Source organism: Rhodospirillaceae bacterium (assembly GCA_002746255.1).
Taxonomy (GTDB): Bacteria; Pseudomonadota; Alphaproteobacteria.
In genome coordinates, this window is record NVWO01000009.1 from 37,676 (window position 1) to 62,881 (window position 25,206).

Annotated in this window: 20 protein-coding genes and 1 pseudogene; 10 read left to right on the forward strand and 11 right to left on the reverse strand. The window is 57.0% G+C overall.

Annotated elements, in window-relative coordinates; translation table 11 throughout:
- The first annotated feature begins 1 nt into the window (after position 1).
- Genes COA65_06740 through ccmI form a run of 3 tightly spaced genes read left to right on the forward strand, consistent with a single transcriptional unit; the run spans position 2 to position 1,853 of the window.
- Entirely contained in the window at positions 2-529 is a 528-nt protein-coding gene (locus tag COA65_06740; GenBank protein ID PCJ59124.1) for a DsbE family thiol:disulfide interchange protein, read from the forward strand.
- A complete protein-coding gene (locus COA65_06745) occupies positions 526-1,002 on the forward strand; it encodes a cytochrome C biogenesis protein CcmH (GenBank protein PCJ59125.1) in 477 nt (158 codons plus the stop codon). The genes COA65_06740 and COA65_06745 overlap by 4 nt, the downstream gene beginning before the upstream one ends.
- Positions 999-1,853 (forward strand): c-type cytochrome biogenesis protein CcmI, encoded by an 855-nt coding sequence (gene ccmI / locus COA65_06750; protein PCJ59126.1) that lies wholly within the window; start codon positions 999-1,001, stop codon positions 1,851-1,853. Before COA65_06745 ends, ccmI begins: the two co-directional genes overlap by 4 nt.
- Here the strand turns inward: ccmI and COA65_06755 are convergent.
- The 3 genes and pseudogenes from COA65_06755 to COA65_06765 form a co-directional block, all read right to left on the reverse strand.
- Positions 1,688-2,712: pseudogene (locus COA65_06755) on the reverse strand (phosphodiesterase). The gene ccmI and the pseudogene COA65_06755 sit on opposite strands and share 166 nt — an antisense overlap.
- A gap of 371 nt (positions 2,713-3,083) precedes the next feature.
- Positions 3,084-4,796: a protein kinase gene (locus tag COA65_06760; GenBank protein PCJ59127.1), complete on the reverse strand. Its 1,713-nt coding sequence runs from the start codon at positions 4,794-4,796 to the stop codon at positions 3,084-3,086.
- A gap of 15 nt (positions 4,797-4,811) precedes the next feature.
- Positions 4,812-6,284: an MFS transporter gene (locus COA65_06765; protein ID PCJ59128.1), complete on the reverse strand. Its 1,473-nt coding sequence runs from the start codon at positions 6,282-6,284 to the stop codon at positions 4,812-4,814.
- A 426-nt stretch (positions 6,285-6,710) separates the two neighbouring features.
- Between COA65_06765 and COA65_06770 the strand changes: the two genes are divergently transcribed.
- Genes COA65_06770 through COA65_06780 form a run of 3 tightly spaced genes read left to right on the forward strand, consistent with a single transcriptional unit; the run spans position 6,711 to position 12,186 of the window.
- Positions 6,711-9,155 carry a nitrite reductase large subunit gene (locus COA65_06770; GenBank protein ID PCJ59129.1) on the forward strand — a complete coding sequence of 815 codons (2,445 nt, stop codon included), beginning with the start codon at positions 6,711-6,713 and terminating at the stop codon, positions 9,153-9,155.
- On the forward strand, positions 9,152-9,493 hold the full coding sequence (gene nirD, locus COA65_06775; GenBank protein ID PCJ59130.1) for a nitrite reductase (NAD(P)H) small subunit: 342 nt from the start codon (positions 9,152-9,154) through the stop codon (positions 9,491-9,493). The genes COA65_06770 and nirD overlap by 4 nt, the downstream gene beginning before the upstream one ends.
- Positions 9,490-12,186: a nitrate reductase gene (locus COA65_06780; protein PCJ59131.1), complete on the forward strand. Its 2,697-nt coding sequence runs from the start codon at positions 9,490-9,492 to the stop codon at positions 12,184-12,186. The genes nirD and COA65_06780 overlap by 4 nt, the downstream gene beginning before the upstream one ends.
- 8 nt (positions 12,187-12,194) lie before the next feature.
- Here the strand turns inward: COA65_06780 and COA65_06785 are convergent, their stop codons facing one another.
- From COA65_06785 to COA65_06805, 5 genes are all read right to left on the reverse strand, one after another.
- On the reverse strand, positions 12,195-15,314 hold the full coding sequence (locus COA65_06785; protein ID PCJ59132.1) for a CusA/CzcA family heavy metal efflux RND transporter: 3,120 nt from the start codon (positions 15,312-15,314) through the stop codon (positions 12,195-12,197).
- The gene (locus COA65_06790; GenBank protein PCJ59133.1) at positions 15,311-16,828 is read right to left on the reverse strand and encodes an efflux transporter periplasmic adaptor subunit; all 1,518 of its coding nucleotides are present in this window, start codon (positions 16,826-16,828) and stop codon (positions 15,311-15,313) included. Before COA65_06790 ends, COA65_06785 begins: the two co-directional genes overlap by 4 nt.
- Entirely contained in the window at positions 16,788-18,035 is a 1,248-nt protein-coding gene (locus tag COA65_06795) for a hypothetical protein (GenBank protein PCJ59134.1), read from the reverse strand. Before COA65_06795 ends, COA65_06790 begins: the two co-directional genes overlap by 41 nt.
- Before the next feature lie 112 nt (positions 18,036-18,147).
- Entirely contained in the window at positions 18,148-18,504 is a 357-nt protein-coding gene (locus COA65_06800; GenBank protein PCJ59135.1) for a hypothetical protein, read from the reverse strand.
- Positions 18,505-18,518: 14 nt separating this feature from the next.
- Positions 18,519-18,719 (reverse strand): hypothetical protein, encoded by a 201-nt coding sequence (locus COA65_06805; protein ID PCJ59136.1) that lies wholly within the window; start codon positions 18,717-18,719, stop codon positions 18,519-18,521.
- 46 nt (positions 18,720-18,765) lie between these two features.
- On the opposite strand from COA65_06805, the gene COA65_06810 reads away from it, so the two are divergent.
- The 4 genes from COA65_06810 to COA65_06825 are packed head-to-tail and all read left to right on the forward strand — an operon-like array spanning position 18,766 to position 22,273.
- On the forward strand, positions 18,766-20,211 hold the full coding sequence (locus COA65_06810; GenBank protein PCJ59137.1) for an undecaprenyl-phosphate glucose phosphotransferase: 1,446 nt from the start codon (positions 18,766-18,768) through the stop codon (positions 20,209-20,211).
- A complete protein-coding gene (locus tag COA65_06815; protein PCJ59138.1) occupies positions 20,212-21,117 on the forward strand; it encodes a hypothetical protein in 906 nt (301 codons plus the stop codon). It abuts the gene before it with no gap.
- Positions 21,104-21,415: a hypothetical protein gene (locus COA65_06820; GenBank protein ID PCJ59139.1), complete on the forward strand. Its 312-nt coding sequence runs from the start codon at positions 21,104-21,106 to the stop codon at positions 21,413-21,415. The genes COA65_06815 and COA65_06820 overlap by 14 nt, the downstream gene beginning before the upstream one ends.
- 12 nt (positions 21,416-21,427) lie before the next feature.
- Positions 21,428-22,273: a hypothetical protein gene (locus tag COA65_06825; GenBank protein ID PCJ59140.1), complete on the forward strand. Its 846-nt coding sequence runs from the start codon at positions 21,428-21,430 to the stop codon at positions 22,271-22,273.
- 27 nt (positions 22,274-22,300) lie between these two features.
- Here the strand turns inward: COA65_06825 and COA65_06830 are convergent, their stop codons facing one another.
- From COA65_06830 to COA65_06840, 3 genes are read right to left on the reverse strand one after another with little or no spacing between them, the layout of a single operon-like run.
- The gene (locus tag COA65_06830; GenBank protein PCJ59141.1) at positions 22,301-23,302 is read right to left on the reverse strand and encodes a GHMP kinase; all 1,002 of its coding nucleotides are present in this window, start codon (positions 23,300-23,302) and stop codon (positions 22,301-22,303) included.
- A gap of 14 nt (positions 23,303-23,316) precedes the next feature.
- Complete coding sequence (locus tag COA65_06835; protein ID PCJ59142.1) at positions 23,317-24,228, reverse strand: GDP-fucose synthetase; 912 nt, start codon at positions 24,226-24,228, stop codon at positions 23,317-23,319.
- 32 nt (positions 24,229-24,260) lie between these two features.
- Entirely contained in the window at positions 24,261-25,199 is a 939-nt protein-coding gene (locus COA65_06840) for a hypothetical protein (protein ID PCJ59143.1), read from the reverse strand.
- Between the last annotated feature and the right edge of the window lie 7 nt (positions 25,200-25,206).

The following is a 25,206-nucleotide window of genomic DNA, read 5'->3' on the forward strand; positions in this document are numbered from 1 at the left end:
CATGCGCATTACCGTTCTTCTGCCGCTGCTTTTCTTCGTCGGCCTTCTTGCCGTCTTTCTGGTGGGCCTCGGCCTTGACCCTGCCGTCGTGCCGTCGCCCCTGATCGATAAACCAGCGCCGGAGTTTGCGCTTCCCTCCCTCGAAGGCGGCGAAGACGGGTTCAAAAAAGCAGATCTGGTGGGGAAGGTGACCCTCGTTAATTTTTTTGCTTCCTGGTGCCTGCCCTGCAAGATCGAACACCCCCTGCTTCTCAAGCTGAAACAGGAAGGCCGAATTGCCGTCGTCGGCATTTCCTACCGCGACACGCCCGAAGCAACGCAAAGCTGGCTGGCCGAGCGCGGCGATCCCTATGACCGCATCGGCGTTGATCTTTCCGGCCGTACCGCCATCGATTGGGGCGTTTATGGTGTGCCGGAATCCTATCTGGTGGATCGCGAAGGTCGCATACGCTGGAAACATGTGGGCATGCTCACCCCAGACGCCTGGCAGGAAGATTTTCTGCCTCTGATTGAAGAGCTGGAAAAATGAGGGCCGTTTTCATCGCGCTGCTGTCTTTCGCCATGATGCCGTCCCTCGTCATGGTGCCGGCCCTTGCCATTGAACCGAACGAGATCATGAAAGACCCGGCGCTGGAGGCGCGCGCGCGCGTAATCGGCAAAGGGTTACGCTGCCTTGTTTGCCAGAATCAGTCGATCGACGATTCGGACGCCCAACTTGCGCGCGATCTGCGCATGCTTATCCGCGAACAATTGCTGGCGGGGGCATCGGACGACGAGGCCCTTGCCTTCGTCGTCGAACGTTATGGCGATTATGTGTTGCTGCGCCCACCCTTGAAGCCGACGACCTATCTTCTGTGGTTGGGCCCCTTTCTTCTTTTCGCGATCGCCATCACCGTCACCGCCTTTTATCTTCACCGGCGAAGACGTCATCTTGCACCACCACGGACGCTTTCGCCCGATGAAGAACGCCGTATTCAGGAAATTTTGGATCGCCACCCATGAGCTATTTCTGGCTGCTTGCCATCCTTCTTACCGGTGTCACACTTGTTCTGTTGTTGCGCCCGTTCATTCGCCGGCATGAAACCATCGAGGCCGCCTTTACAGACAACGCCGATCTTGCGATCTATCGCGACCAGCTGGACGCGCTTCAGCGTGACATTGAAACCGGAACCCTTTCCCCGGAAGAAGCCGCAGCGATGCGCGCAGAAATTGGCCGCCGGTTGATCGCCGCAGAGAAAGAAGCGCCGAAAGCCCATTTCTATTTCGACCCCCTGAGGACGGCCGGCCTCATCGTGCTTTGCGTGACCATCGGCGCCGTGATCATCTATGCGTACCACGGCGCGCCGATGCTTCAGAGCCGCCCCTTTGACGCCGAAACCGCCGCCGCAGACCCCCAGGGCAAGGTGACCAAGCTTCTCGAAAAACTGGAAAAAACACTCCAGGACGAACCGGAAAACGCCGATGCCTGGACAAAATTAGCCCTGATTTACCGCTTTCTTGGCCGTTACGCAGAGGCGGCAGAGGCCTATTCTGTCGCTGTCGGACTGCTGGGAACGGAACGCCCGGACCTGCTTGCCGCCTATGGCGAAACGCTGGTGCTTGCAGAAGAAGGCGCGGTAACGCCCGAAGCGAGGCGCGCCTTTTCCTCTGTCCTCGACTACGACCCGAAGGACCCGTCGGCCCGCTACTATCTCGGCCTCGCTGCCATGCAGGACAAGAAATTCGCCGACGCGTTGTTGCGCTGGCAACGTCTGATCGTGGATTTACCCGCAGACCACCCCCTGCTTACGCCCCTCAAAAGCCAGGTCAAATGGCTCGAAGAAAAGATGCGCGAAGACGCCACCGAAAAATAATTCCAGACGCAACGGCCCGAAGCCTGACTTAGGCAAGGTTCTTGCGCAGCGCTGCCCGGGCGGTCGGGTGAAAATCAAAGGGGCCGGGAAAAGCGTCAATCGGCGCGGTATGGCTGACAAACCCGTCCTTGGCATCCCACATATGCAATTGAAAGCCCGGCGGCTCCAGTACATAGCCCGTCAGTTCCGTATTAAAATCAAGGTAGAGTTGATGGGCCGTGCTGGGGGATACGCTGACAAGCGCATGTTCCCAACGGGTCTGAATGGGCCGATGCACATGACCGCAGATAACGCGTTCCACCTGGGGGTGGTCGGCAAGAAGGGCACGCAATTTGTCCCCGTTTGCACATGTCAGTGCATCCATTTCCTGCATCCGGGTAAGAAAAGGCGGATGGTGCATAAACAAAAGCGTCGGCCGGTCCGACGCCTCGTCAAGACGCGCCGCAAGCCAGTCCAGGCGTTCCTCGCAAAGGAGGCCGGCGTCATTGCCCAAGATTGTCGTGTCCAGACCAATCAGGCGCAGCGGAAGATCCTCGATCACATAATTGAGGAACCCCGCCTCTGGCAGATACGGATAACGGGAACGCAGCACCGCGCGTAAATTGTCGCGGTTGTCGTGATTTCCGGGAATCAGGAAGAGCGGAATTTCCATCGGCTCAAGGGTTTCGGCCAGCAACCGGTATTCATCGGGGCGCCCGCAATCAACCAAATCCCCCGTCACGATGACGGCATCGGGCCTGGGGGTCAGCGCGTTTAACCGCGCGACGGCATTTTTCAGCATCTGGATCGGGTCAAACTGAAAATGCGAAGGAATATCGGGGGAACGGACGTGAAGATCGGTAATCTGAGCCAAAATCATAAATAAGAATCCTGCGTTGCGCGTAAAAAACCCGCGAAAAATCCGAAAAATCCGAAAAATCCAAAGTGAAGGACGACACTATACGCTATTGGCGGTGGCGCGCAGGGAAGGATACCCATCCGGCCCCGCCCCCTGGAATCCTCGACCCATCTGCTTTTTCTTATTAGGCTGGTGAAGGACCATGTCGAAAAATCAACTCCCCCATGAACGCATTGCCGAAGCAACGCATTGCCGGGATAAAATGCAGCGCCGGAACAGGCCCACACGGCTGGCTGCTTAGTCTAGATCAAGAATCCACCCTGGCCGTGGCGGGTGCGCCAACGGTTGCTGGAAGCCACAACATCCGCCCGAGATCAGACCTCCTATATGAATCAGCCCAAAAGCCTGTAAAGCAGAACCATCACCGTCGCCAGAAGCAACAAGGCCGTGCTTTTCCAAAATCCGGCGGGGTTTTTTTCGATCCAGGGACGTTTTTTACGGGTAAGAAACGCCGTATTTGGCCGTGAAAGATCGGTGATAAAAGCCGATAGCACGTCGTAGCGTTTTTCCGGATCGCGAGCCACGGCCTTGGCGAGAGCCGCGGCCACCCATGTCGGCAAATCCAGATTGTGGCGCGTGGCGGGAACAAAGGAACGCCGCTGCGCAGAGCGCCGCGACGAAAACCCATCCCCGTAAGGCCGCTCACCTGTCAGCATTTCGTAAGCGATAACCCCCAGGGAAAAAATGTCGGTCCGGTTGGTGGATGGCTGGTCAAGCCAGCCTTCCGGGGCCGTATAGGCAAGGGTTCCAAGAACGCCGCCCGAGTTAACAGGTGAAGCAACTTCCTCAAGGCCGGTGACCTTGACGGATCCGAAGTCGATAATCTTCACCGTGCCATAAGCATCGATAAGAATATTCTCCGGCTTCAAATCCTGATGGATCATCTCCCTGCGGTGGAAGGCCCGAAGCCCCATGGCAATCTGCGCGACAAGATCACGGACTTCCATCAGGCTGGGTGTCGGGTGGTCCGTCATCCATTGGCGTAAGGTCGGCCCTTCGACATATTCGCTGATGTAATAGAGGCACTGCTTTTTCCGTTTCGGCTCGATAATTTTCAGCACATGGGGGCTCGCCAGGCGGCGGCCGACCCATTCCTCGCGCGCAAAGCGTTCAAGATAGGCTTCGTCATCCTCGAAATTGACTGACGGCGTCTTCATGACCACGCGCAAATCCGTCTCCGTATCAACTGCCAGGTAAACCTGGCTACGTTTACTGGCGTGCAATTCGCGAAGGATGCGATAGCCGTCCAGCACCATCCCCGGTTCCAGATCCGGCGGGAAGGGAAGCGCCTGAAGCTTTTGAAAATAGGCTTCGTTGTCCTCAATGCCCGTATCGTCGACGCGAACAATCTGGCAGGTAACGTTGTCGGTGCTCCCATGCTCCAAAGCCGAAGCGACCAGCTTTCCAGCCGCCTCGTTCAAAGTTGACGCAGATGCAATTGTTGCCACGATCTCGCTGTCCGGCAAAAAATCGTGGATGCCGTCGGTGGTGAAAATGAAGACGTCACCGGCTTCCACCTCGATCTTGCGATGGTCGATTTTAAGATCCGTATCGACCCCCATGGCACGGCTTAGATAGGTCTTGTTGCCCGCAACCTGCATCCGGTGATCCCGGGTCAGGGTTTCAAGCCCGCCCCCTCGCAAGCGGTAGATGCGCGAATCACCAATATGGAAGATGTAGGCGACGGTGCCCGGTTTTAGAATAAGCGCGCTTAGGGTGCTGACCATGCCCATGCCGGCTGGAGCAAGCGCCATCCCCTGACTGCAAAGCCAGCGATTGACGGCAACCATCACGCGTTCCACCGAGGTCTGCACCGACCAGGATTCATGGGTGCAAAGGTAATCGGACAGCAGGCTTTTGACGCAGCTTTCGCTGGCTTCCTTGCCTGCTTCGCTGCCGCTCATGCCGTCGGCGATGGCCATGACAATGCCCTTGGTGGTGAGCAGCGGCTCATCAGGAATAAGAATTCCAAAAGAATCCTCATTCCTCTCCTTCCGTCCGGCCTCGGAATGCTGGCCAATGGTAAGCGTTGGTGTCCGTCCCATAGAGCGTTACGCGCCTCAGCCAGCGTCGATCATCTGTACGGTGCCGTCGGGCAACACCTCCACCATATGACCCTCAGGCTCATTCAGAAACAAATAGATGCCGATCAGGACCAGCACCGCCGTCCCCGCGATAACCAGGAAAAACACGTGCGGTGAAACAAAGGACAGCACGGTCAGAAAGACCACGGCGCCGACATTTCCATAAGCGCCCACCATGCCGGCAATCTGGCCGGTCAGGCGACGCTTGATCAGCGGAACCATGGAAAAAACAGCCCCCGCGCCAGCCTGAACAAAGAAAGAGCAGAACATGGAAACCAGGACCGCCAGCGGCACCCACCAGCCTTGGTCGATTTGCGACATCGCGAGGAAGCCAAAACCGAGACCGCCGATCAACACCATCAGAACGCGCTTGCGACCGAACCGGTCCGAAAGCATGCCGCCACCGGGCCGCGCGAAAAGATTCATGCAGGCAAAGCCCGCCGCCAATATTCCGGCCACAATTTGCGAAAGCCCGAACGTATCCATGAAAAACAGAGGCAACATGGAAATCACCGCAAGCTCCGAACCGAACGTCACCAGATAAGCAAGGTTCAACACCGCCACCTGCTTGAAGTGATAACGGTGAATTTTTGCTACCGGCGCGGTGAAGACCTGTCGGTTGATCTGGTAGCTGCGGAAAATCTGATAGATATAGAACGCACCAAGCACCCCATACGCCAAGGCAACGCCCAAAGGAGAGAGAAGCGCCAAATAACCGGGTCCGAGCTTCCAGGCAAGCAGGCCCGGCGCCAAATATAATGGCACCTGCATCAGCGCATGAAGGAAAAAGTCGGTCTTGTCCGACACCTCAATGGCCCCGGTTTTCTTTGGCTTGAAATAGGTTGAACCTTTCGGCGTGTTGCGAGCCCAACGGTAATAGATTCCCGCATAAACAAGCGCGACCAACCCAGTCGCACCAACAGCGTAACGCCAGCCATCGGCACCACCAAACATCAGCGCCACGGTGGGCAGCCCCACGGCGGCGGCAGCCGCACCAAAATTCCCCCAGCCACCATAAATGCCTTCGGCAAGACCAACCTGGCGCGCCGGGAACCATTCGCCGATGGCGCGGATACCGATAACGAATCCGGCACCCACAAACCCAAGAAGGAAACGCGTCAGGGCCAGCATTTCGAAACTGTCGGCCACGGCGAATAGCAAACAAAGCACGCCCGAGACCGCCAGCAACGCCGTATACACAAGCCGCGGCCCGTGGCTGTCGACCAACATGCCGATGAGAATGCGCGCCGGGATGGTCAACGCCACGTTGAGAATCAAAAGCGCGCCAATTTCCTGATCGGTCAGATGCAACGTATCGCGAATGGAGGCCAGCAAGGGTGCGTGGTTAAACCAGATGACGAAGGTGATGAAAAACGCCACCCAGTTCAGGTGAAGCACGCGCATGCGCCCTTTGAACGAGAAGAGATGAAGTTTCGCAGGGGTTTCCATATTTGTGTGAGGCTCCGGCAAATCAGCTGAACGGAAAAAATAAGACCTGTTGCCAGCAAAGATTGCGAAAGCTGTGCCAAGTCGGAACCACCACCGTCTTAGGATATTTTTCCTTTGATTTTAATGAGTTGCTTAAACTGACTGTTTTTTAATCAGCCAAATTGTGTGATTAAATGTTAGGCAGAGTTTCTAGGCCCTGCGCAGGAAATGGCCAGATCCGTTTCGCATCCGCACTTTCCACCGCCCAAAAAACCCTTGGAAAACCAAGAAAATTCGCAAAATTCCGGGCAAATTCCGGGTTGGCAAGCTTCTTGCTCTCTTTCTGGTAATGGAGGGGCACGAAACAAGAAAAAAACGCGCGCGAACGGTCGGAAACCGGGCCGGCGGAAATTGCGCCCGAAAGCCAGGCAAAAGGAGAGAAGGCTTATGAAAAAACGCTTGGTCGTTATTGGCAATGGCATGGCCGGAATGCGCACCGTCGAAGAACTGCTGGCGCTGGCGCCCGACCTTTACGACATCACCGTGTTCGGCGCGGAACCCTTCGGCAATTACAACCGGATTTTGTTGTCGCCGGTGTTGGCCGGGGAAAAAACCATTGATGAAATCATGCTCAACGATTTCAACTGGTACGACGCCAACGGAATCACTCTGAAATCCGATCGTAAAATTGTCGGCATCGACCGGCGTGTGCGCAATGTAACGGATGAGACGGGAGAGACGACCCCCTATGACCGGTTGCTGCTGGCAACCGGGTCCGATCCGGTAATACTGCCGCTGCCCGGTGCTGACCTTCCCGGGGTCGTGACCTTCCGAGACCTCCATGACGTCGACGCCATGATCCAGGCTGCCGATAAACACAAAAACGCCGTGGTAATCGGCGGCGGCCTGCTTGGCCTGGAAGCTGCAAACGGCCTGATGAAGCGGGGCATGTCGGTCACCGTGGTGCATCTCAGCACCAGTCTGATGGACCGTCAGCTAGATAAAGCCGCAAGTGAAATGCTTCGCGCCTCCCTCAACACAAGCGGCTTGACCTTCGCCATGGAGGCCGAGACCGAGGCCATCCTGGGCGACGGCCATGTCAGCGCCGTACGCCTCAAGAACGGTCGGAAAATTGCCGCCGATCTGGTGGTCATGGCGGTCGGCATTCGACCAAATGTCAGCCTTGCCCGTAAGGCGGGCCTCTATGTGGAACGCGGGATCGTCGTGGGTGACACCTTGCAGACCTATGACCCTGCCATCTACGCGGTTGGCGAATGCGTCCAGCACCGGGGCACCTGCTATGGCCTCGTCGCGCCCCTGTTCGAACAGGCCAAGGTCTGCGCCGTACATCTGGCAATGCTTGGCTATGCCGCCTATAGCGGCTCTCTCACCTCTACCAAGCTCAAAGTAACAGGCATTGATCTGTTCTCGGCAGGGGATTTCTCCGGCGGCGACGGCACCGAAGAAGTGGTGCTCCAGGACAAGGCGAGCAACGTTTATAAAAAACTGGTCCTCAAAGACGGGCGCATCAAGGGTGCCGTGCTTTACGGCGACACCATTGACGGCAGCTGGTATTTCCGGCTGATGCGCGACGGCACCGATATTTCGGCCATGCGCGACGGGCTGGTGTTCGGCCAGGCCTATCTTGGCAATTCGGAACATGGCACCAGCCAGTCGATCGTTTCCCTTCCCGACAACACCGAAATTTGCGGCTGCAACGGCGTTTGCAAGGGTAAAATCGTCAACGCAATTACGACCAAGAAATTATTCACCCTGGACGAGGTGCGCGCCCACACCAAGGCGTCTTCTTCCTGTGGATCTTGCACCAGCCTGGTGGAACAGCTCATCGCGTTCACCCTTGGCGGCGACTATTCCGCAACGCCCAAGGAAAAGCCCCTTTGCCCCTGCACCGAACACAGCCATGACACGGTGCGGCACGCAATCCTGGATCAGGAGCTGATGTCCATTCCCGATGTGATGGAATTCATGGAATGGCACACGCCTGACGGTTGCCAGAAATGCCGCCCGGCGCTGAATTACTACCTGATCTGCGCCTGGCCGGATGAATATGTGGATGACAGTCAGTCGCGTTTTATCAACGAACGCGCCCACGCCAACATCCAGAAAGACGGCACCTATTCGGTGGTGCCGCGCATGTGGGGCGGCACGACAAATTCTGCGGAATTGCGCGCCATTGCCGATGTCGCCGACAAATTCGAAATCCCGACGGTGAAAATTACCGGTGGCCAGCGCATCGACCTGCTGGGCGTGAAGAAGGAAGACCTGCCAGACGTGTGGCACGATCTGAACGCCGCCGGGATGGTATCGGGCCACGCCTATGGCAAGTCGCTTCGGACCGTCAAAACCTGCGTCGGTTCTGAATGGTGCCGTTTCGGCACCCAGGATTCAACCGCCATGGGAATCGAACTTGAAAAAATGTGCTGGGGCAGCTGGACACCCCATAAGTTCAAGATGGCGGTGTCGGGATGCCCACGCAACTGCGCCGAAGCCACCATCAAGGATTTCGGCGTGGTGGCCGTGGAGTCGGGATGGGAACTTCATGTTGGCGGCAATGGCGGCGTCAAGATTCGCACCACCGACCTCTTGTGCCGGGTGACAACACCCGACGAGGTGAAGGAATATTGCGGCGCCTTTATGCAGCTCTACCGCGAAGAGGCGCATTATCTGGAGCGCACCGCCCCCTGGATCGAACGGGTCGGCCTTGCCTATGTCAAATCGCATGTTGTCGAAGATGCCAAAGGCCGTCAAAGCCTCCATGCCCGTTTTCTCGCCGCCCAGGCCGCATGCCAGCACGATCCATGGGCCAGGCGGACCGAAAAAGACGCCCCCGAACGGCGCGAATACGTACCCCTTGCGGAGCTAGGCGCATGAGCAATTGGGTCGCCATTGGCCATGTCAAAGACATCCCGCGCCTGGGCGCGCGGGTGGTGCGCAGGAACGGCATCGACATTGCCGTTTTCCGCGTCGCCGGGGACCAGATTTACGCGATTGAGGATCGCTGCCCACATAAGAGCGGGCCGCTGAGCCAGGGCATCGTCCATGGCGGGCGCGTGACCTGCCCACTCCACGACTGGACCATCGACCTTGCCGCCGGCAAAGCCGTCGCCCCCGATCAGGGCTGCGTCACCACCTATGCTGTGCGCATTGCCAATGACAAGATCGAAATCAACCTCGCCAAAAACGGCCAGGCCGTCACTTCCGTCCAATGACAAGAGAGGTCAAGACCACGTGCCCCTATTGCGGGGTCGGCTGTGGCCTGATTGCGTCATGCGGCGTTGCGGGTGACGTTGTCATCAAACCCGACCCTGCACATCCAGCCAATTTCGGCCGGATCTGTTCCAAGGGCGCCGCCCTGGACGAAACCCTCGACCATAAGGGCCGCCTGCTTCATCCCATGGTCGATGGGAAACGCACGAATTGGGACACCGCTCTTTTCCGCGCCGCAGAAGGCTTCACCAAAACTATCGCCAAACATGGACCGAACGCCGTGGCGTTCTATGTATCCGGTCAACTTCTGACCGAAGATTATTACGTCGCCAACAAGCTGATGAAGGGCTTTATCGGCAGCGCAAATATCGACACCAATTCACGGCTGTGCATGGCCTCATCGACGGCCGGACACAAGCGCGCCTTTGGCAGCGATAGCGTGCCCGGAAATTACCAGGACCTCGACGAAGCCGACCTTGTCATTTTTGCCGGTTCCAATGCCGCCTGGTGCCACCCGGTGCTTTACCAACGGATCATGGCGGCACGAGAAAAGAACCCCACCCGGCGGATGGTGATCATTGATCCCCGCCGCACCGCCACCTGCGAAGGAGCCGATCTCCACCTAGCGCTGAAGCCTGGCAGCGACACCACGCTGTTCAACGGCCTTTTGATGCATCTGGCTGCCAAGGATCAAATTTCCAGCGGCTTCGTCGCAGACCACACCACGGGCCTCGACCCGGCCCTGGCGGTGGCCAGACTTGGCCCTGAAAGGGTTGAGGACATCGCGACCGCCTGCGGCCTTGCCACAGCGGACGTCAAAAAATTCTTTGACTGGTTTGCCAAAACCGAACGCACGGTGACCCTTTATTCCCAGGGGATCAATCAATCCTCTGCCGGAACCGACAAGGTCAATGCCATCCTCAATTGCCATCTGGTGACGGGCCGCATTGGCCGTCCCGGCATGGGGCCATTTTCCCTGACCGGCCAACCGAACGCCATGGGGGGACGCGAGGTCGGCGGCATGGCCAACCAGCTTGCCGCCCATATGAACATCGAAACCGCTTCCCATCGCAACCTGGTGCAAAAATTCTGGACCGCGCCGGTGATAGCCGACACGCCGGGGCTCAAGGCCGTGGACATGTTCCAGGCCGTTGCCGACGGCAAGATCAAGGCCATCTGGATCGTCGCAACCAATCCGGTTGTCAGCCTGCCCGATGCCGGGCGTGTCGCCGGTGCGCTTGCCGCCTGTCCTTTGGTTGTGGTGTCCGATTGCATGGCAAAGACCGACACCACCGCCCATGCCGATGTGTTGCTACCAGCGCTGACCTGGGGCGAAAAAAATGGAACCGTCACCAATTCCGAACGTCGCATTTCGCGCCAACGCGCCTTTCTGGATCCGCCCGGCGAAGCCAAGGCCGATTGGTGGGCCTTCTGCGAAGTTGCAAAACGCATGGGGTTTGTGACCGGCTTTCGCTATCAAGCACCGGCAGATATTTTCCGCGAGCATGCGGCCTTGTCCGGCCACCAAAACAATGGCACGCGCAGTTTCGACATTTCCGGCCTGGCATTGCTTGACGATGCCGGGTACGACGCCCTTGCCCCTATTCAATGGCCAGTGACGAACGCGCAGGCCAACGGTACCGCGCGCCTGTTTACGACCGGAAAATTTTTCAACCCTGATGGCCGCGCGCAATTTGTTGCCGTGCCGCCCCATAGCCCGGCCAACGCCCCCAGCCATGAACGCGATAGGGCCTATCCCCTTGTCCTGAACACGGGTCGAACCCGGGACCATTGGCACAGCATGACGCGCAGCGGGGCCTCGCCAAAACTATCAGCCCATATGGAAGAACCGACGATCGCAATTCACCCGAACGATGCCACGGCCTACGCATTAAAGGCGGGGAATTTTGCGCGCCTCGTCAGCCGGTGGGGTGAAATGACGGCCCGGATTGCGACCGAACCCGGCCAAATTCCCGGGCAGGTTTTCGTCCCCATTCATTGGAACAATCAATTTACCAATGCGGGCTGCGTCGCCAATCTTGTCAATCCCGTGACGGACCCGGTCTCTGGCCAGCCCGAATTAAAACACACGCCGGTTGCTATCAAACCTGTATCAACCTCGTGGCAGGCCCTGGCGTTAACCCGGAACAGGACTCGCCCCGCCGCCGCAGATTATTGGACATGTGCGCGCGGCAACGGCTTCTGGCGTCACCACCTTGCAGGCAGGCAAACCCCGGTTGATTGGGATGCCCATGCGCGCATGCTTTTGCCCGATGCGCACAAGGACGCCGAATGGATATCTTACCGGGATGCCGCCTCGGGCATCTATCGCTATGCCTGCTTCATGGATGGGCGGCTTGAAGCCAGCCTGTTCGTAGCCGATGTCCAGGTCGAAGAAGCCTTCGACTGGATCGGGCAATTGTTTGCGGCAGAAAGCGTTACCGCGTTAGAGCGCGCAACCCTGCTTTCCGGTCAGCCACCCGCCGGCCGAAAGGATATCGGGGCCATCGTCTGCGCATGTTTTTCCATAGGCTGTAAGCAAATCGCTTCCGCCATCGCGCTTGGCGGCCTGACAAGCCTCGACGAAATTGGCGAAAGCCTTGGCGCGGGGACCAATTGCGGTTCGTGCAAACCAGAACTCAGCCGCCTCCTTGAAAAGGCGGCCACCCCTGCCACACAAGCACCACGCGCATAAGCGTCGCACTAACGCAGTCCGGCCCGTTTCCAGATCAGAAACACCGCCGGAATAACCAGCAAGGTAAGTACCGTGGCGCTCACCATGCCCCCCACCATGGGGGCGGCAATGCGGCGCATGACTTCCGATCCGGTGCCGGACCCAAGCATGATGGGAAGCAGCCCGGCGATGGTCGCCGTCACCGTCATCAGGATCGGACGCACGCGCATCAAGGCGCCATGGACGATGGCGTGGCGCAGATCGTCCAGGGTCAACACGCGGCCCTCTTTTTCAGCGATGGCACGTTGCCCGGTCAGGGCCTGTTCCAGATAGACCATCATCAAAACGCCGATTTCGACCGACACCCCGGCAAGGGCGATAAAGCCGACGCCCACGGCCACCGAGAAATTGTAGTCAAGCAAAGCCATAAGCCACAGACCGCCAACAAGCGCCAGCGGCAACGTGCTCATGATAATCAACACCGGCGCAACGCGCCGGAAGTTCAAAAACAGAAGCAAAAGAATGATAGCAAGGGTCACCGGCACCACCACCGACAGGCGTTCTTTCGCGCGCTCCATATATTCATACTGGCCAGACCAGGTGAGCGAATAACCCGGCGGCAGAACGATGCCCGCAGCCACCGCCTTTTTAGCGTCGGCCACGTAAGAGCTGATATCACGGCCTGCAATGTCCACATAGATCCACCCGTTCAGCCGGGCGTTTTCGCTACGGATCACGCCGGGCCCGTCGGAAATGGAAATATCGGCAAGCCGCTCAAGGGGAATCTGCGCGCCCATGGGTGTGACCACCGGCAGGGTTTTCAATTTTCCCAGACTATCGCGGTAATCGCGCGGATAGCGAAGATTAATCGGATAGCGCTCCAGCCCTTCAACGCTCTGGGTAATCGTCATGCCGCCAATGGCCGTTCGCACCACGTCCTGCACATCGGCCACGTTAAGCCCAAAACGCGCCGCTTCGGCGCGGCGGATATCGATATCGATAAAGCGTCCTCCGGTGACCCGCTCCGCATAGACGGACGCCGTGCCGGGAACGGTTTTGATGACATTTTCAATGGCCTCGCCGATCGCACCGATGCCCTTTAAATCGGGGCCGGCCACCTTGATGCCAACGGGCGTCTTGATACCGGTGGCCAGCATGTCGATGCGATTTTTAATCGGCATGATCCACACATTTGTCAGGCTTGGCACCTGCACGATGCGATCGAGTTCCTTCTTCAGCTTTTCCATGGTCATGCCGGGCCGCCACTGATCGTGCGGATGCAGGCGGATGGTCGTTTCCACCATGGTCAGCGGCGCCGGGTCGGTTGCGGTGTCGGCGCGTCCGGCCTTGGCATAGGCGCTTTTTACCTCTGGCACGGTCATAATCAGCTTGTTGGTCTGCTGAATGATTTGCGCCATTTTGCCCGCCGAGGCTGCGGGAAAGGCGCTCGGCATATAAAGAAGATCCCCTTCATCGAGATCCGGCATGAACTCGCCGCCCACACGCGACAACGGCACCATTGCACTTGCCAGCACAAGGCCTGCGACAAGCAACATCCGGACAGGGTGTTTCAACACCAGGCCGATAAAGGGCCGATAGAGGGTGATCAGCATCCGGTTGATCGGATTTTTCTGTTCCGCCAACACGCGCCCGCGAATGAAATAGCCCATCAGCACCGGCACCAGCGTAACGGCAAGTCCCGCCGCCGCCGCCATGGCGTAGGTTTTGGTATAGGCGAGGGGATGAAATAGGCGGCCTTCCTGGGCCTCCAGAGCAAAAATCGGCACAAAGCTGAACGCGATAATCAGCAGCGAGAAAAAGACCGCCGGCCCCACTTCCGTGGCCGCATCGGCAACGAGACGCCAGCGGTTTTCTTTTGTCAGCCCCGTGCGCTCAATATGTTTGTGCATGTTTTCAATCATCACGATGGCCGCATCGACCATGGCACCAATGGCAATGGCAATGCCGCCCAATGACATAATATTGGCGTTGATGCCCTGCAGGTTCATCACGATAAAGGCGATGAGCACGCCCAGGGGCAGGCTAAGCACAACGACCAGGGCCGAACGCAGGTGAAAAAGAAAGATGGCGCAGACCAGAATGACGACGATGAATTCTTCGGTAAGCTTTTCGCGCAACGTATCGACGGCGCGTTCAATCAGCGACGAGCGGTCATAGGTCGTAACCAGTTCCACCCCTTCGGGCAGACTTTTTTCCAAGGACGTCAGCTTTTTCTTCACGCGTTCAATGACGCGAAGGGCATTTTCGCCAAAACGCATGATGATGATACCGCCAACGGCCTCGCCCTCGCCATTCAGTTCGCCAATGCCACGGCGCAATTCCGGTCCGATGCGAATCTGCGCCACGTCCCTAAGAAGCACCGGCGTGCCGTCTTTGGTGACTTTCAGCGGAATCTGGCGCAAATCTGCCTCTGATTTGATGTAGCCACTGGCGCGCACCATGTATTCGGCCTCGGCCATTTCAATGATGCGCCCGCCGCTTTCCTGATTGCCGCGCGCGATGGCGGTGCGCACTTTCGAAAGCGGAATTTCAAAACTTCGCAACTTGTCCGGATCGACAACAACCTGGTACTGGCGAACCATGCCACCAATGCTGGCAACCTCGGAAACCCCCGGCACGGTCTGCAATTCATATTTCAGAAACCAGTCCTGAAGAGAGCGCAATTGCGCCAGGTCATGTTTTCCGGTGCGATCGATCAACGCGTATTGATAGACCCAGCCGACACCCGTGGCATCCGGCCCCAGGGCCGGTTTGGCCCCATCCGGCAGGGTCGGTGCAACCTGCGAGAGATATTCGAGCACGCGCGAACGCGCCCAATAGAGGTCCGTGCCGTCTTTGAAAATAATGTAGACAAAACTGTCATTAAAGAAAGAATAGCCGCGCACCGTGACTGCGCCCGGCACCGCCAGCATGGCGGTTGTCAGAGGATAGGTCACCTGATCCTCGACCACTTGGGGCGCCTGACCCGGATAAGAGGTCTTGATAATCACCTGCACGTCGGAAAGGTCCGGAATGGCATCAAGGGGCGTATTTTTCAACGCATAGGCCCCCCAGCCCGCCAGCAACAAAGCCAGCATGACGACCAGAAAACGGTTGCCGATGGACCAGCGGATGAGCGCGACAATCATTGCACCGGTCCTTTTTTCTTCGCCACTTTCCGAATGGCCGTGATGACAAAATCCCCGTTTTTATTCGCCTTTCCGCGAATGGTGAAACGCACGGCATCCCCGGCCTCAAGGTTTTGCAAAAAACCTGGATTGATGACGAAATTCATGTTCATGGCAGGCCAGCCAAAAGCCTCAACGGGCTCGTGACGAATGGCAATCATCCCGTGGTCAGCCATCATGGATTCCACCACGCCCGTGGTTTCAGCCTCGCTGGCAAAATCCGTAACGGGCGCGTACATGCGCAGGCTGGTGCCGCGCAGACTGGCTTCGGAATCAATCAGGAACTGGCTGGAAATAACCACGGTCTCGCCTTCTGCCAGACCCTCCAGGATTTCAACCTTGTCACCCGATTCCATTCCGGCCACCACATGGGCCGGGCGAAAGCGCCCATCGCCAAGGGCCAGGATCACCCGGTCCGCCTTGCCGGTACGGATCAGGGCCTCGCGATCAATCGCCAGCACGCCGACATGCGGCTCGGCCTTGATGTTCACTTTTGCGTACATGTCCGGCTTCAAGGCACCATCCGGATTGTCAAACCGCAGGCGCACCTGCACGGTGCGCGAACTGGCAATCAGCGTGGGATAGACATAATCCACCACGCCCTTCCAGACGCGCCCGGGGCTGGCATCGATGCGCATGTCCACGTTTTGCCCGGCTTTCACCCACCCGGCCTGACTTTCAAAAACTTCCGCCAACACCCAGACCCTTGAAAGGTCCGCCAGCATCATAATCTGCCGGCCCGGCTTGACGAAGGCCCCCTCGCCCGCACCAAGCATGGTGATGACGCCGTCTTGTGGCGCATACATACGGATCAGGCGCTGCGCCTTGGCGGACTTCCGAACCGATGCAATCTGCGCCACGCTCATGCCAAGGGCCTGCAAACGGCTCTTCGACGCGCGGATCAGCGAGGCCTTGCCAATACGCACCGCCTGTAAATATTCTTCCTGCGCACTCACCAGAGGCCGCGAATAAAGATCAAACAAGGGCTGACCACGGCGCACCACCTCGCCCGGTGATTTCACATAAAGTTTTTCAATCCAGCCTTCGGAACGCACATCCACAATGGCGGTTTTGTCATCGTCGGCGCGCACGAAACCAACCGTATCGATGTTGCGGTAAAGCGTCGCGCGCACAACCCGCGCAATGCGCACGCCGATGTTGTTTTCAACCACCGGGTTGATGCGCACATAATTTTTATCACCCGCGCCAGCTTCTTCCTCCCCATAGACCGGGATCAGATCCATCCCCATGGGAGATTTTCCGGGCTGGTCCCTTCTGAAATTCGGGTCCATCGGGGCCTGCCAATAGAGAATCTTTTTTGTATCCGATGCGGGCGCATCACTTTTGCCGCCGCCATGACCCGTCCATTCCGACAGGGCAAAGCCGCCCGCAAGGCCAAGGGCCAGCACGAAAGCGAACCCGATGATCTTTGGCTTATTCATGGCCTTCTCCATTGAGGTAGAGCAACGCCGCATGGGCTTTTTTACGGTCGGTGCGCAGATGCAAAAGGGTTAACTCGGCGTCCAGCACGGCAAGTTCTGCGCGCACCAGTTCGGAAAAATCCGCCGTTTCATTTTCATACCCGATGAGAGCGGCCCCGGCGGCGTGTTGCGCCCGTTTGCGCACGTCGCCATCGTAAAGTGCGACACGCTCGCCAAGGCGCGTCCATTCAGCGTAGGCGCGTCCAAGCTCACGGTTCAATTCCAGCAATTGCGCGTCGCGGCCAAGACGCTCGGAAGCCTTCAGGCGCTTGGCGGCGCGAAGGTTTGGGGCCTGGCGGTTCGCGGTAAAAAGCGGCACGCTGAGCACCACACCGATTGTGCCAAAATCCGAGCGGCTGTCACGCAGGCCATAGGCGCCCTCAACGGAAAAGCCGGGTTTGTATTGCTCACCCGCAATGTCCACGTCGCGGTCACGGGCGGCGATTCTGGCATCAAACGCCTTCATGCTTGGATGATGGATCAGGCCCGTCTTTATTTCCTGCACCGCCGGAAGGGGTGGCAAATGCGGCAATGTCCCTGGCAACGGACGCACCGCATCGGCCATGCCGATCAGCCGGGTAAGGTCCGCACGCGCCATATCCGCCTTGCGGCTAATTTCCACCAGGCGCGCGTCCAAAAGACTGGTTTCCAGATCAATGCGCAGCACATTCTGCGCAGCACTGCGTCCAGTGGCAAACACTGCCTCTGCAATGCCGCCAAGCTCGGCAATTTGCGCCCGGCTTTCTTTGATAATCCTGTGCGCACCCTGCCAGTAAAAAATCTCCAGCCATGCGGTGCGCGTCTGAAGGGCGATCTGCCGCTCGCGCAACGTTTTTTGTTCGCGCTCGGCCGAAGCTTCGCTAAAACGCTTTCGCCGGATCAGACGAAGGCTGTCGCCCTTTGGAAAGGCCTGGCGCACGCCAAGAGACAATTGCGTCATGCCTTCGCGGTTGATGTCCAGGGAAGAAAGCGGCACGTTCTGCATGCGCGCCGTGAAGGTCGGATCAGGGAGTTGGCTGTCGGCAATGGCGCGTTCTTCCAACGCCTCGGCGCGTTCGTCAAAGAGCGCCACGCTCGGATCATTGGCCCGCACGGCAATGGTCACACTTTCGGCCAGGCCCAGGGGTTGCGCGGCAACCGGAACCGCAAGCAGCACGCCCGCCACAACGGCCAGCATGCAAGTGAAGATAGGTGAGGTCATGAGGTACGCCCCTTTTTTTCAAAGCCGAAATCTTTACATTACGCGCACAGGCCAATGGGCCTGCGAAAATAGCCCCGCAAAAAATGCAGGCCTGAAAATGCGTTGAAAAGATCTAGCTTCGAGGAGGCGGCGTGTTCTGCGCAATCAACCGGCCATCCCGGTTCCAGTCGGTCTGGATTGGATCGTACATTTTCGGCGTTCTTTCAGCAGAACGAATTTCCGGAAGGACCGCAAACAACCCGGAAAATGCGCCGCAGGGAAGGTTGCAATTCATATCCGCCGGACAGGCCCCGCCTTCATGCTGGTCGCAACAGGCATGGGCCGAACCCTGAGTCCTATCCGTAGAATGCGCAGAATGCATAGAAGTAGAATGCGTGTCGGCGCTTTCCATTGAAGCCACCGGCGCGGCAGACGGATAGGCAAACGCCCCGGGTGCCAGCACGACAACCGCCAGCAGCAGCAATGCCATGGCGGTTTTCAGCCTTAAATTCGCACCAATTCTGCCCAAGGGAATCCATCCTTCCGTTCAAATACGATCATAAATACGGTCAGAGCCGATCGCAACGCCCTTTCCGACACGACAGTTATTCCCGAAAAACGCTGGCAACCGCTGGAAAAGATTGAAAAAACCCCGCCTTTGCCAGCATGCACGGCCATTTTGCTGTAGGCTGGCGCGCTGGACATAATAAAAAAAGAGCCCTTTCCAGGGGCAAAGAATACGGAAATTTTTATGGCAGAACGTGACGCAAAGCACGACCTTCGACGCGGCAAGGCATTTTCGCCGCGTATTGCGGCGGGGCTGTTTGCCATTGGCGACGGGCTTGCCGTTTTTCTGACTGGCTTGTTCCTCTATCTCGCCTATCTCGGCTGGAATGCGGAGGACAAGGCGCAGCTTTATGTCACGGCCATGGTCATTCAGTCCGCTATCATTGTAACCACGTTTTATTTTCTTGGCTTGTATGGCTTCGATTCGCTTCTGCGCCATCTTTATTCGATCAAACGAATTATCCTCAGCGTTTCCATCCTGTTCCTTGTCCTGATCGGGCTCGCATTCGCATTAAAGCTTTCCTTCGAATATTCGCGCATATGGTTTTTTTCCTGGTATCTGCTGACCGTCGCAGCGTTGAGCATACTCAGGGGCACAACGTCCTATCTGGTTCGCTCTCTGGCAAGAGCCGGAAAACTAACGCGCAACCTCGTTATCGTTGGCGGCGGCGAACAGGGGGTTCGCCTGCTCGAAGCGCTGGAGAAACATCGCGAGCCGTGGATTCGGATTCTTGGTTTTTTCGATGACCGCACCGACCGCATCCCATGCCAGCTGGGAAACCACAGGCTGCAAGGCAATCTGGATGGCCTGATTGAATTTTCCAGACATACGCGGGTCGATGAAGTGCTGATCGCAATTCCCTGGGAGGCCGAAAACCGGTTGCTCGACATTTTCAGAAAACTCAAAGTCATTCCGGCGCGCATCCGATTAAGCCCGGACAAGATTGGATTAAATCCCCTGTTTCATAATTTTGACCGCTGCTGCAGCATTCCGATGCTGGATATTTTCGACAAGCCAATTTCGGATTGGAATTACGTCCTGAAAATAATCGAAGACCGCGTGGCCGGCGCCGTCCTTCTGGCCGCTTCCGCTCCGATAATGTTGCTGATCGCCATCGTCATCAAAACCACCAGCCCCGGCCCGGTTCTGTTTCGCCAGCAACGCTATGGGTTTAACAATCAACTCATCGAAGTCTATAAATTTAGAACCATGCATCATGGCCAGACAGACCAGGACGCAAGCAAGCTGGTGACAAAGGGAGACTCAAGAGTGACCCCGTTTGGTGCCTTTTTGCGGCGGACAAGCCTGGATGAACTCCCCCAGTTTTTCAACGTGTTACAAGGGAACATGTCGATCGTTGGGCCACGCCCCCATGCGCTGCAGGCAAAGGCGGGCAACCGGCTTTATGAAGAGGTTGTCTCGCAATATGCCAGCCGGCATAAGGTAAAACCCGGCATCACCGGATGGGCGCAGGTCAGCGGCTGGCGCGGTGAGACCGATAATGAAGAAAAAATTCAACGGCGCCTTGAACACGACCTCCATTACATCGAAAACTGGTCGTTGCTGTTCGACCTTCGAATCATCCTCCGCACGATCCTGGTTTTGTTCAAGAATGAAAATGCGTATTAGATGAAGATGCCGACACGCACCCCGCCAATGACAAGTGAACGTTCTTCTTCGGCGGCAATCATCCTCGCCGATTTTGTGACCGGGCGAATAACGGGTGGGCATCAAAGCGACTACCTCGCCGCCCTCGAAGAGGCCCTCTCACCGCTCGGCACCGTGACCATCGCACCCTATCGCGATGGGCATGCCGTCATTCAACAGGCCCTTGCCAGCCTTCCAAAAATGCCTTTAACACCTTCCCGCTTTGGGCGTTATTTTGGAAGTCTTTGGCTGTTTCACAGATTGCTGCGAAACCGGCGAACGCAACTGATCCTCTTTCCATCTCCGGAATTTCGGGATTTCGTTATTTTTTTTCTGGCGTCCGTTTTTCAGATATCCAGACACAAAACGGTTGCCCTGTTCGTCTTTCGGCGGGATGCCGCAGGCATCGTTGGACGGGTTTCCTGGAAATCACGTTTGATTGACCGCATGACGCGATGGCTGTCAAAACGGCATTACCTGTATCCGGTTTCCGATTCCAGGGTTGCCTTAACCTATTGGGAGGCCGTCACGGGACTTCCGGGAAGCCTTGTCGGCATTCCCATGCGCCGCCCCTCCGGCGCAAGGCGTCCCAGACAAGCGACGGACCCGCTGATCATTGGACTGATTGGCCTTTTCCGCCTGGAGAAAGGGGCTGCAGCCTATGATCGCGTTACCGGGGAAGCCCTTGCCTTTGGCCCGCCGGCAAAGGTTATTCTGCAGCTTAATCCTTCAAACATGCCCGAAGAAGAAAGGCTGGCAGCCGAACTTCGCCGCAAATGGCAGGACGCAGGAAGCGTCCAAATCATCGACGAACATCTCAACGCCGATGCCTATGCCTCGCTTCTCGGTTCGCTCGACATCCTGGTGCTTCCCTATGACGCAGGCTAGCTACGGGGTTGGCACAAGCGGCATCATGTTTGAGATACTTGCCATGGATGGCGTTGTCGTCGCCACCCGGTTTGAATGGGGCGTTGCGCGTTTCGGAGACAATCCGAACGTGGTCTGGCTGGACGATGTGGAACCCGTCACCATCCAGAACGCGTTGAAAGAGGCGGCAAGACTGGTCGCCTCCGATTCTCGCGCACAATTGCCGGATGATTTCACATCGAGCTGGCATGCCGCCATTCAGCAGGCCTGCGCCAGCCTTCCAAAAAAGCGCTTCGATGCCCATGGAACGGGCAGATAACGGTAGATTCAAATGGACATGTTAAAATGCCTCATCAAGCGTCTCATCGGCAGGGACCCCAGGATCAAACAACTGGAGCAGGAGCTTCGCCTGTGCCAGGCTCAGTTCGAGGTTCTCTTCTCGGACGTGGCAACGTTTGCGAGCAAATCGGATTTGCCGAAACCCGGAAATGTTTCAATCACGACTGAACATCCAGTCGCCATTGCCTCCAACGATCACCTGCATCCAAAAGGCACGAAGAACGACATCACGCGCCATCCGCGATTCGTGGCGGCGTTAAAAAAATGCCTCGGAAATGATCTCGCCTATCTGGATCTTGGCTGTTCCGGCGGCGGCCTGGTCTTCGACTTCCTGATGCGTGGCTTTGAGGCCTATGGCATCGAGGGCTCGGACTATAGCCGGAAGCACAAACGCGCCTTCTGGGGCATTATTCCGGATCGCCTGTTTACGGCCGACATTACGAAGCCTTTCCAATTGCGCGAAAAGGACGGCGATGGACCAAAGACCTTTCGGGTCATCGGCGCATGGGAGGTCCTCGAACATCTGGAGGCGACGGCGCTGGAGAGCTTCTTTCGGAACGTGCGGGATCATCTGCGAGACGACGGGCTCTTCGTTGCTTCCGTGGCAACCACTGACGACATCGATCCTCTAATGGGGATTAACTGGCACAAGACCGTGAAGCCGAAAGACTGGTGGATTGAGAGATGCGCGGCGTTCGGCTTTGAGGAAGCGGAGATTGCTTTTGCCATCGCTGATTTTCCGAGAGGATCCGGAAATCCGACTTCACTGGACTGGAATTTTGCAATGAACCCTGAGATGGGGTTTCACCTCGTGCTCAGGAAACGGCCCCATTCATAGGGCCATTGGATTGAATGGCGGACATCACTACGGTTTCATTTCAAGAATTGTAGCGCCTTCTTTATCGACCGAAAACGCAACACAGTTTCGGAGACCAATCTTTTCCATCAAGGCCGTTCGGCGTTCCGGCGGCACGATGACAAGCAAGAAGCCGCCGGCCCCCGCGCCACATAGCTTGCCCCCGAGTGCCCCTTCGCGCAGGCAGAGATCGTAAAGCTCGTCGATTGCGTCGTTTGTAACCTTTGAAGACAACCCCTTTTTCAACTGCCAAGACTCGTTCAGAAGCAGGGCAAGACGGCCAGGAATTTCCGCCGCGTCGCCTCCTCCTTCCAGGATACGCTGCGCTTCATCCACCATGTCACGCATGCGGCCTAAATTCGCATCCAGCTTGCGGGTTGTCATACGCGCAATCTGCTCGTCCAGAACGTGGCTTGCACGCCGCGTCTGACCGGTGAAAATGAGGAGCATCCATTCCGTTAACCGGTTAATTCCTTCGTTGGAAATCTGGATTTTTTGCGCCGATATTTGATCCTTGTGAAAATCATAGCGCCGCAACCCGCCAAAGCTTGCATGGAGCTGGTCCTGAATGCCGACCCGTTCGTTCAGGATTTCATGCTCCACATGAATAGCCTTTCTGGCAAGCGCCATCGGGTCGCATGGCTTGCCCTGAAGCCTCCAGATCAAATGTTGAAATCCGACCGTAAAGGTCGAGGAACTTCCCAGTCCCGCACCGGCCGGAAGGTCGGCCTGAACGCTGAAATCCGTCGGCACGGAATAGCCTTCCTCGCGCATCACTTCCCGGACAACCGGATGCTGAATTTCTTCCACCTTCTCGCAAGTCTCGACCCGCGAGTAACCAACCCGGTAGCGATACTGCACCATCGCGCCCAGTGGCAAGGCGCTGATATAGATGTATTTATCGATCGCAAAGCCAAGGGTTGCCCCCGGCTGTTCCCGGAAATATTCCGGATAATCCGTCCCCCCCCCAAACAAGCTAACGCGAAGTGGCGTTCGGCTGACCAACAGCATGACCGGCTCCCCTGTTACGAAAGCCGCTTCAGGCGATCGGACAGATAGGAATCGATCGTCGCACGCAATCCCGTTTCCAACGGCGTGTAATCGAAATTAAACAGGCTGTCTATCCTGGATGTATCGAGTATCTTTTTCAGAACGCCCACATAGCGGCTGGTATCATATTGAATGTCATCCGGGTCGTATCCGACGATCTCGCATATCTTTTGGGCATATTCCTTTATCGAATAGCCGGCCCCGCTGGCCACATTGAGGATGTCGTTTGATATTTTTCCGGCCGTAAGTTCGATCAGACGCACCGCATCTTCGACATAAATCAATTCGCGTATTTGCGAACCATCCCCCCACAAGACAACCGGGTCGCCATTCTCCTTGCCAGCCACGATCTTCCGGATCAGATCGAAGACAAAGTGGGTATCTGAAGGATCAAACTCGGGTCCGTACAAAGTGGAGGGAACCAGATAGCGGTAGTTCAGACCATACTGATGACGCAGGGCGACCAGTCCCTCGTAAAGCATCCGCTTTGTCATCGTATAGGTATAAAGATCCGGGTCCGGATCCCCTTTCATGTAACTCTCTTCCTTCAAGGGAAATCCCGGGGAATAGGCGCAACTGGTCCCCATGGCAACCAACTCGGCCTGGGGCTGAAATTCCTTCCAGAACCACAGAACATTCGTATTGAGCTGCTGGTTGACGATCCATTGTTCGCCCTTGTGATACAGGCAGTAGTCGCCTGCCTTCGTCCAGGCGGCCAAATGATAGATCCGATCGAATTTTTCATCCTTGAGGGATAAAAGATTTTCCTGTCGCGTAAGATCGCAGGTTTTCGTATTTACGATCACGACCGACATGCCGTCCCGTTCGAGGACGCGCACAAGATGACGCCCCAGAAATCCCGTTCCGCCAGTAACAAGAACATGCATGAGCTGTTTCCAATCCGGAAAGTGATGAAAATTTACACGTTCGAGAATTTCGAACTGTCGATCATTGTATAGGCTTTCGCAAGCTCACCGATGCCCGCTTTGAGCGCCCAGTCGGGGCAATACCCGGTGGCCTCGATTTTCTCGTTCGAGACGATGTAGTTCCGCTTGTCCGGGTCCTCTCCGAACGGGGCCTCCAGATAGACAAAATCCGTCAGGACGGATTGAATAAGCTGGCACAATTCGATTTTTGAAAGATTGGCATCGGAAAGGCCGACATTGTAGGCATCCCCCTTCATCGCATCGTAATTTGCAATCGCATGCATGAATGCCTTTGCAACGTCGCGGACATGGATGTAGTTCCGCTTGAAATGCCCTTCGAAAATAACGATGAAACGGTCCCGAATCGCCCGATAAGTAAAATCATTTACGAGAAGATCCAGCCGCATGCGTGGCGAGACGCCAAAGACCGTGGCCAGACGGAGCGTGACCCCCTTGTTTGCGCTCAGAATGGCTTCTTCCGCCTCGACCTTCGTCCTGCCGTAAAGCGAGATGGGACGCAAAGGGCTTTCCTCGGTGCAGGGCACATCCGCGTCCCCCGTCCCATAACCGCTGTTGCTGTTCGGAAAGATGATTTTCTGTTCCGTCCCGACCATCTCAACAATTTTCAGAACCGCGTCGCGATTCACAGCCACCGCGTTATACGGGTCCCGATCGCAAAGGGGCGCGCCAACCAGGGCGGCCAGGGGAATGACGATATCGGCCTTCGGAAGCAAATTTTTCAGCAGCCGCTCATCCCGCGTGTCACCGCGAATGGGCGTAAAATATTCAAACTGGCAGCACTCCGCAAGATAGGTGTTGCCGCTTGGGAAATTGTCCAGCACCGTGACCCGGTAGCCCTCTTTAAGCAACATCGGCGTCAGGACCGAGCCGATATAGCCGGCGCCGCCGGTGATCAGAACCTGTTGTCTCACGATATAT

Coding starts and splice junctions, on each gene's coding strand:
- COA65_06740 (PCJ59124.1), top strand. CDS start 2: ATGCGCATTACCGTTCTTCTGCCGCTGCTTTTCTTCGTCGGCCTTCTT.
- COA65_06745 (PCJ59125.1), top strand. CDS start 526: ATGAGGGCCGTTTTCATCGCGCTGCTGTCTTTCGCCATGATGCCGTCC.
- ccmI (PCJ59126.1), top strand. CDS start 999: ATGAGCTATTTCTGGCTGCTTGCCATCCTTCTTACCGGTGTCACACTT.
- COA65_06760 (PCJ59127.1), bottom strand. CDS start 4,796: ATGGGACGGACACCAACGCTTACCATTGGCCAGCATTCCGAGGCCGGA.
- COA65_06765 (PCJ59128.1), bottom strand. CDS start 6,284: ATGGAAACCCCTGCGAAACTTCATCTCTTCTCGTTCAAAGGGCGCATG.
- COA65_06770 (PCJ59129.1), top strand. CDS start 6,711: ATGAAAAAACGCTTGGTCGTTATTGGCAATGGCATGGCCGGAATGCGC.
- nirD (PCJ59130.1), top strand. CDS start 9,152: ATGAGCAATTGGGTCGCCATTGGCCATGTCAAAGACATCCCGCGCCTG.
- COA65_06780 (PCJ59131.1), top strand. CDS start 9,490: ATGACAAGAGAGGTCAAGACCACGTGCCCCTATTGCGGGGTCGGCTGT.
- COA65_06785 (PCJ59132.1), bottom strand. CDS start 15,314: ATGATTGTCGCGCTCATCCGCTGGTCCATCGGCAACCGTTTTCTGGTC.
- COA65_06790 (PCJ59133.1), bottom strand. CDS start 16,828: ATGCGGCGTTGCTCTACCTCAATGGAGAAGGCCATGAATAAGCCAAAG.
- COA65_06795 (PCJ59134.1), bottom strand. CDS start 18,035: ATGACCTCACCTATCTTCACTTGCATGCTGGCCGTTGTGGCGGGCGTG.
- COA65_06800 (PCJ59135.1), bottom strand. CDS start 18,504: ATGGCATTGCTGCTGCTGGCGGTTGTCGTGCTGGCACCCGGGGCGTTT.
- COA65_06805 (PCJ59136.1), bottom strand. CDS start 18,719: ATGTCCAGCGCGCCAGCCTACAGCAAAATGGCCGTGCATGCTGGCAAA.
- COA65_06810 (PCJ59137.1), top strand. CDS start 18,766: ATGGCAGAACGTGACGCAAAGCACGACCTTCGACGCGGCAAGGCATTT.
- COA65_06815 (PCJ59138.1), top strand. CDS start 20,212: ATGAAGATGCCGACACGCACCCCGCCAATGACAAGTGAACGTTCTTCT.
- COA65_06820 (PCJ59139.1), top strand. CDS start 21,104: ATGACGCAGGCTAGCTACGGGGTTGGCACAAGCGGCATCATGTTTGAG.
- COA65_06825 (PCJ59140.1), top strand. CDS start 21,428: ATGGACATGTTAAAATGCCTCATCAAGCGTCTCATCGGCAGGGACCCC.
- COA65_06830 (PCJ59141.1), bottom strand. CDS start 23,302: ATGCTGTTGGTCAGCCGAACGCCACTTCGCGTTAGCTTGTTTGGGGGG.
- COA65_06835 (PCJ59142.1), bottom strand. CDS start 24,228: ATGCATGTTCTTGTTACTGGCGGAACGGGATTTCTGGGGCGTCATCTT.